Genomic DNA, 7,020 nt, shown 5'->3' on the forward strand with positions numbered 1-7,020 from the left:
TTAATAACGCTGACTTTCATCTAAAAGTCAGCGTTATTAATAATGAGAACATTGTCTTTAGAACCATTTTTTACAGTAACTGCCTTTACGCTTTATACCAGATTTTATTATAACCCTGAAGCATAAGCGACAAGTTGCTGGCGCTCTTCGTCTGTCAACTGAGTAATATTACCCAATGGCATATAGCCTGTGTGGACCGCGGTTATGATTTTGGCTTTATGAATTTTCATGTCTTCAGGCGTCTGTAAGATAATGCCTAAAGGTGGAGAAGCAAACCCTTGCTGAGTTGGCTTTGCCGCATGGCATGTGCTACAACGAGCGTGCACCACTTCCATCATAGCATCATCTGCCGATGCTGCTTGAGCAACAGCAGGCGTTTTTATTGGCGGTACTGGTAATGGCTCAATCGGTGCTGGGCGCATCCAAATAATCAATAGTATGGTTGCTATCGCAGGAATCACTAAGAATTTTGGCTGATGATGACCCAAATGTTTTTGGTTAAAGTAATGACGAGCCGTTGCAGTGATGATACCGACGAATACCAATACCAACCAACCATGTGCATGTGAATACATCATTGGATAGTGATTACTAATCATGATAAATATTAGCGGTAGGGTAAAGTAGTTATTCATCAATGAGCGGTTTCTTGCCATCAATGCTAAATCCGCTACTTCTGGACCTGGTTTTACACCACGACGTACACAATCTACGAGTGCGCGCTGAGCAGGCATAATCCCAAAGAAGACGTTACCTGCCATGATGGTACCTAAAATGGCACCGACATGGATAAAGGAAGCACGATCACTAAATAGTTGGTATGAGCCCCAAGTGGCGATAATCATTAGTACAAAGATAGTTATACTAAAAGCCAGTTTATTTTTGCCGACATTGCTGCGTACAATGACTTCATAAATAAAGTAACTACCGAATAAGAACAGTAGACTGGTCGATATAGCACCAACGCTGCTACCAAAATTAACTTTGCTTGGATCAATCAAGTAAGCCGTCGCATTGATGTAGTAGACGATAATGAGCATCGCCATCCCGGTCAGCCAAGTAGTGTAAGCTTCCCACTTAAACCAATGCAGGGTTTTTGGCATCTCTTCAGGTTCGAGCTTGTATTTAGCAATTTCATAGAAACCACCACCATGAACTGCCCAAAGATCGCCTGAAATGCCTTTCTTGGCTTTCCATTCTGGTGGCTTCTGAAGACTCATGTCTAGCCATACGAAGTAAAATGAAGCGCCAATCCATGCGACACCAGCGATAACATGAAACCAGCGGAAGAATAAGCTTAGCCAATCGAGAAGATATGCACCCATGTTATCAATGTCCTTTTATATTATTATATCTTGGTAACTCGTAACGACTTTTGCTCACCTTCGTTATTATAAAAGATTGTGATACAACGTAGCGATACAGCATTATTTATTTGGGCTTAAACCACTGACCTCACTGTCAAACGTTTAAAGTTTCCAGCGCTCGTTTAGCCTTATTTTTATAAAGTTTCGAGTAATAAAGCTATAAAATTATGATCCACGATAAGTGCCGTAGCCGTGTGCGCTAAGCAGTAGCGGCACATGGTAATGACCGTTATCTTGTATCATAAAGTCGATGACCACTTGTGGATAAAATACCGTGAGGTTTTGTGCATCAAAATACGCTTGGGTATCAAAGGTCAGCGTATAGCGACCCACATCTAAATGATATTCAGTGATATCAATTTCTGGGTTAAATGCCCAGCTGTCTGGCGTCACGCGACCATCAGCGTTGGTAATACCATTGGCTAATAATGATGGCTCGCCACTGGCACTAATACGATGTAGCGTTACTGCGATATCAGCAGCAGGCTTGCCAAGATGGGTATCTAAAATATGCGATGAAAGAGTACCTGACATAATAATTCCTTTTATATATGTGATAGATAAAGTAAAGTTTAAGCGTCGCTGAGCAATTTTTGTAAACGCAAATGCGTGATTTTATTTTGTTCAGTGGCGGCGTTGAGCAGTTCGGTATCACGATCATTAGGTAGACGTGCTTGCAACAAATCAAGCATGTGCTGTGCGCTCTTACCAGTGGCAAAAACAATAAAGATAAAACCAAATTTATTGAGATAATCTTGATTGCCTTGTGCTAATGCTTCAAGTACAGCGTCTTCAGCGTCATTGGCGCCTGATTGCTCATGAGCGGCACTGTCCTGCGTATTGCGATATTTCTCTTTTAATGAGTTGACATTGCCAATCTGTGGATGACCATCAAAGGCTTCGAGCAAGTTGGCTTCATCAGTTTGGGCTTGTTGCCATGCCGCATCGCTTGCGCTCAGTAGCGCCTCTATATCTGCAAACGGACGCGCGTCTGCTAATGTCTGTGCCCATTGGCTGTTGGTACAGCAGGTCAGAAATTCTGAGGTTGCATCGGCTTGCGAGAGGGCGTTCAGTTGTGATAGTGATAAGCTCACAGTGATATCCTTATCTGTTGACACAAAGTGTTGATGGCTACAAATTTATCATTTGAGTGATATGAATTTATAAGGCATAGACAGTATCGTTTGTTGATATTGGTCTGTTGATTACATAACTCAGGTGAAAGTAGTATCGGTTGAGTCGCAATTGGTTTAAGATTATCCATTCTGCTTAAACCTGACCAAATGGTCAACTACTTTATGCAAAATATTTTTATTTTTTACTATATATTCTAAGAATCAGTGTATTTATAAGCAGTTTATCCTAAACTTATGCTGAAAATATGGTTACTTACTGACATGAACGTCTAATGGTACAACTATGACTCAAAGCTCTAAAACAAATGCTTCATCCGCCTCTGAGAGCGTGGTTCATCGCAATCAGCAGGATATTCGTGCCCAAAACCAAGCGGTCATTTTAACTGCTGCTGAAGAAGAGTTTGTGCTAAAAAGCTATCGCGGTGCCACCATGCAAGGTATCGCTGATCGGGCAGGGCTACCAAAAGCCAATGTGCACTACTATTTTAAGAATAAGACCAATCTGTACAAAGTGGTGTTGCGTGCCATTATTCAAGAGTGGAATGATGGCTTGGTGACGATGACAGTAGATAGTGACCCTAAAACTGTCATCGAAAAATTTGTCCGTACCAAACTGCATCAAGCGTTTGCTAATCCAAACCGCCATAAGCTATTTGCGTTAGAGGTCATCGGCGGTGCCCCGCATTTACATGATTTTATGTCGACTGCGATGAAAGGCTGGGCATTAGATAAAACACAAGTCATGAAAACATGGCATGAGCAAGGCAAAATTGCCATTGCTGATCCCTTACAGCTACTGATTTTGATCTGGGCAACCACGCAGCGCTATGCAGAGTTTGAAACAGAAATCGTCGGTTTAATGCAGAAGAGCGCGTACGACGAGACAGATGAAGCACGCGCTGCTGATTTTTTAGTGCCTTTTATACTGCGGGGTTGCGGACTCGAGTAGTCGTAGATTCGAGCAATAGCTATAACTTAATCGCTTAATACATAAAGGATTGCTTTAATGATAGCGCTTGCTAATCAGCGCTTTATCATTAAAGCAATCCTTTTTTCTTGTCACTCAGCAAAGTCTTTTACATTGTCTTAGACAATCATCTAACCCTTCATTTTTAAGCTGCTTCCTGAGCAGGCTTTACATCATCTTCAGCATGCTGGTCAGCCGTATCAAACTCAGCACCATAGTTCTTTGGTAAAATCATATCAAGCGTAATCGCGATAATACCCGATACTGTCACTGCTGAACCAAAGATATTACGGAACATCTGTGGCATTTGTGCGAATACATCAGGCACAAAGGCAACACCCATCGCCAAACCTAATGAGGTGGCAATGATTAAGATATTGCGATGGGTAAAGTTTACGGTCGATAAGATACGAATACCCGCGGTCGCTACGGTTGCAAACATCAGCAATGTCACACCACCAACCACCGGTTTTGGCAGCTGAGTGAAGATAGCACCTAGGATAGGGAATAAACCCATAAAGAATAAAATACCACCGACATAGAAGCCAACATAGCGACTAGCGATACCAGTCATCTGAATAACGCCATTATTCTGGCTAAAAGTAGTGACTGGGAAGCTGTTAAATATACCAGCAATGGCAGAGTTGACACCATCGGCTAGTACCCCGCCTTTGATACGTTTCTCATATAGTGGACCTTTGATAGGCTCACCTGAGATCATCGACGTCGCGGTCAAATCACCAGCAGTCTCAATACTGGTAATGATATACATAAAGGCAATCGGTATAAACGCTTGCCAATCAAAACTAAAGCCAAATCTAAAAGGCACAGGTACAGTCAATAGCGGGGCTTGTGAGACCAATGAGAAGTCGATACGACCCATAAATGCTGCTACCAGCAAACCTAACATCAGACCAATAAAAATAGCGCTTGAACGAATAACTTTGTTAGGTACGATACTGATAAGCACAACACTGATTAATACCCCGCCGCCCAGTAGCAAATTCTCCATGCTACCAAAATTCTCTGCACCAACGAAAGCAGCGAGTACATGCTGTACCGCACCTAAAAATGCTTTCGCAGGAGCAGGACGGTCATGCAGTCCATATAATAAATCGGGGTTTCATCGAGTATGCTCACTCATTTTGGCTTTCTCCTAAAGTGACTTTTAGTCCAAGCTCTGTAAAGATATTTAGATATAGCATTACGTTGATAAATAGGAGACATATGAGGGTCTCTATAAGCTCTTATCTCAGCTAGCTGTTTACACAATATCAAACACAGAGTCGTACGATCCTTATGCTAATAAATGCAAGCAAATAACAAGTCTTTCTTAGTCTGACCGATAGTCATAGTTAAAAACCTGACTAATTAGTCAACTATCTTAGGGTATAGGTAATTAGCAGTATATTGCAATACCTTTTTTTAATATTAAGCGTTTATAAATAATCGCTCAGTCGCTGATAATCGCCTCTGCATATAGGCGGAATCCATCTAGACGGTAATATGTTAAGGGTGTTCATCAGATGTACAGGTGCCGATACAAGCATACAAAGATATTAATTTTTTTTTCAGATTAAATATTGCCAAATTGTTAATACTTCGTTATTATGCCTGTCAATATTTAAACGCTAATCATTATCATTAACATTAATAATGTGATTCGTATATTAAGCATATGATTATGCAATCGTGGTCGTCATTAGGACACCATGTTTATTTAGGATCGTTTTGGGCAAAAACCATCTTGATTGGTTTGTAAAATGAACTTCAAAGACAGTTTTAGAAACCATGAGTAAAAGCAACGTTTGAAATTCTAAATTCTAATAGTAAATAAAGTGAGTGTGTTATGCGTGAAGTAAAATCATCAAGATTCTCTAGTCGATTGACCGTACTGTCTATGGGCGTAGCAGCGGTACTAGGTGCACAAGCGGCGAGTGCTGCCAACTCAGCAGATATGCCAAGCACCACCTTACAAACCATCACAGTGACTGCCAACAGTTCAGTACGTGAAAGTGTGCAAGAGCGCGGCGTTGATGTAGAAGGCTATACCCCAGCTGCGCAGGCAAGCCACTTAAGTGACTTTTTAAATGTCGTACCCGGCGTCACCGTAGGCGGTACGTCAACGGTTAATCAGCGCATACGGGTGCGCGGGCTTGACGATACCAATCTCAAAGTAACGATTGATGGCGCTCGTCAAGAAGGCACGCTGTTTTATCATATGGGCGATGTGACCATTGACCCTGATTTATTAAAACAAGCTGAAGTGTCAGTCGGTAATAACTCGGTAACGCTAGGTAATGATGCGCTAGGTGGTGCGGTTGCTTTTAAAACTGTTGATGCCGCAGATTTATTGAAACCGGGGCAAAAAATCGGTGCCAAATTGCACGCAGGTTATGCTAGTAATAATGACGAACTGCTCACCTCAGCGACTGTGTTTGCTGCACCAACGAATAATGTAGATTTACTGGCTTATTATGGCAAGCGCGATACCAGCCCAGGCGAGGATGGCAATGGTCGTGAGCTATTTGAAGACAGTACAAGTGAAAATATCTTATTAAAGGCTGGCGCTTATATTGCCGATGATCACCGTTTCGGTGCCAGCTTTAGCCGTACTGATAAAGAGGGTATTTTCCCATTTCGCCCAGACTTTCCTGGTCGCACTGATGCCCCAATACCGCAACAAATTAAGCGTGATACTTTCGGCCTTGATTATAAATTCAATCCTATCAATAAGTTGATTGATGTTGATGCCAATGTTTATCAAACCGAAACACAGATTTCTCGCGATACCGACTATACAACAAAACCAGGTTATAACTGGGAAGCAGGCGTCAAAACCACTGGTGGGAAAGTTCAAAATACCAGCATTATTGATACTAATTTTGGTACACATAAATTAATCGCTGGTGTCGAGCATTATAAAAAAGAATCTGAGCTTGAGCGCGACTTCGTTAAAAAGGGCACAGATGAAGCCAAAAATACCTCGGTGTATTTAGAAGATCAGTGGAAAAATGGCAAATTAACTCTAACGCCGGGTGTACGCTATGACCGTTATGAGTCGCCTGAATTTGTATCGGCAGGCAAAACTTACAATAATGTAGTCGGTGCCCTTGCTGCCAGTTATGAGATTGCGCCGATGACGCAAGTGTTTGCCAGCTATAATCAGCTATTTAACGGTCCTGATTTAAGCCAAGCAATTTTTAACTCAGACGGTGACAAAACCTACGTTAATAGTGACTTAAAAGCAGAAGAAGGCTCAAATGCTGAGATTGGTATCGTCACCACATTACGTGACTTAACAGTAGCAGGGGATGCGCTACAACTGAGCGGCAAATACTTTGAAACCGATATCGAAAACTTTATTGAATTTGTCCGTGCAGGTAATGAACGCGTAGGTTTGGACTGCACTACTGGACAACTTGGCGGCGTTTGCCAAGGTGTGGTCAATAAAGATGAAGACTTTAAAATCAAAGGGATTGAGCTTGCCGCTGATTATAAAATGGACAATTTTAGTATGGGTCTAAGCTATGCTCGCGCTCGTAGTAAA

The 7,020-nt window shown here is 41.9% G+C and carries 6 protein-coding genes; 2 read left to right on the top strand and 4 right to left on the bottom strand.

All coding sequences use genetic code 11. The features are described from left to right. Nucleotides 1-107: 107 nt before the first annotated feature. The 3 genes from VLN09_RS07155 to uraD form a co-directional block, all read right to left on the bottom strand. Nucleotides 108-1,325 (bottom strand): urate hydroxylase PuuD, encoded by a 1,218-nt coding sequence (locus VLN09_RS07155; RefSeq protein ID WP_325245056.1) that lies wholly within the window; start codon nt 1,323-1,325, stop codon nt 108-110. A gap of 207 nt (nt 1,326-1,532) precedes the next feature. Further along, nucleotides 1,533-1,901: a hydroxyisourate hydrolase gene (gene uraH / locus VLN09_RS07160; RefSeq protein ID WP_325245058.1), complete on the bottom strand. Its 369-nt coding sequence runs from the start codon at nt 1,899-1,901 to the stop codon at nt 1,533-1,535. 38 nt (nt 1,902-1,939) lie between these two features. Further along, nucleotides 1,940-2,461 carry a 2-oxo-4-hydroxy-4-carboxy-5-ureidoimidazoline decarboxylase gene (gene uraD, locus VLN09_RS07165; protein ID WP_325245060.1) on the bottom strand — a complete coding sequence of 174 codons (522 nt, stop codon included), beginning with the start codon at nt 2,459-2,461 and terminating at the stop codon, nt 1,940-1,942. 325 nt (nt 2,462-2,786) lie between these two features. Here uraD and VLN09_RS07170 point away from each other — a divergent pair, with 325 nt between their 5' ends. Then, nucleotides 2,787-3,452, top strand: coding sequence for a TetR/AcrR family transcriptional regulator (locus VLN09_RS07170; RefSeq protein WP_325245062.1), 666 nt, complete (start codon nt 2,787-2,789; stop codon nt 3,450-3,452). Nucleotides 3,453-3,615: 163 nt separating this feature from the next. Here VLN09_RS07170 and VLN09_RS07175 read toward each other — a convergent pair whose 3' ends face one another. Beyond that, nucleotides 3,616-4,572, bottom strand: a complete 957-nt coding sequence (locus tag VLN09_RS07175) for a solute carrier family 23 protein (RefSeq protein ID WP_325245067.1) — start codon at nt 4,570-4,572, stop codon at nt 3,616-3,618. 747 nt (nt 4,573-5,319) lie between these two features. Between VLN09_RS07175 and VLN09_RS07180 the strand changes: the two genes are divergently transcribed. Next, on the top strand, nt 5,320-7,020 hold a 1,701-nt coding region (locus VLN09_RS07180), incomplete at its 3' end, for a TonB-dependent receptor domain-containing protein (RefSeq protein ID WP_325245065.1).

This window comes from Psychrobacter sp., from assembly GCF_035469765.1.
In the GTDB taxonomy this organism is placed as follows: Bacteria; Pseudomonadota; Gammaproteobacteria; order Pseudomonadales; family Moraxellaceae; genus Psychrobacter.

Bases quoted from the DNA above. Each gene is read 5' to 3' on its own strand.
- VLN09_RS07155 (WP_325245056.1), bottom strand. From the start codon at position 1,325: ATGGGTGCATATCTTCTCGATTGGCTAAGCTTATTCTTCCGCTGGTTT.
- uraH (WP_325245058.1), bottom strand. From the start codon at position 1,901: ATGTCAGGTACTCTTTCATCGCATATTTTAGATACCCATCTTGGCAAG.
- VLN09_RS07170 (WP_325245062.1), top strand. From the start codon at position 2,787: ATGACTCAAAGCTCTAAAACAAATGCTTCATCCGCCTCTGAGAGCGTG.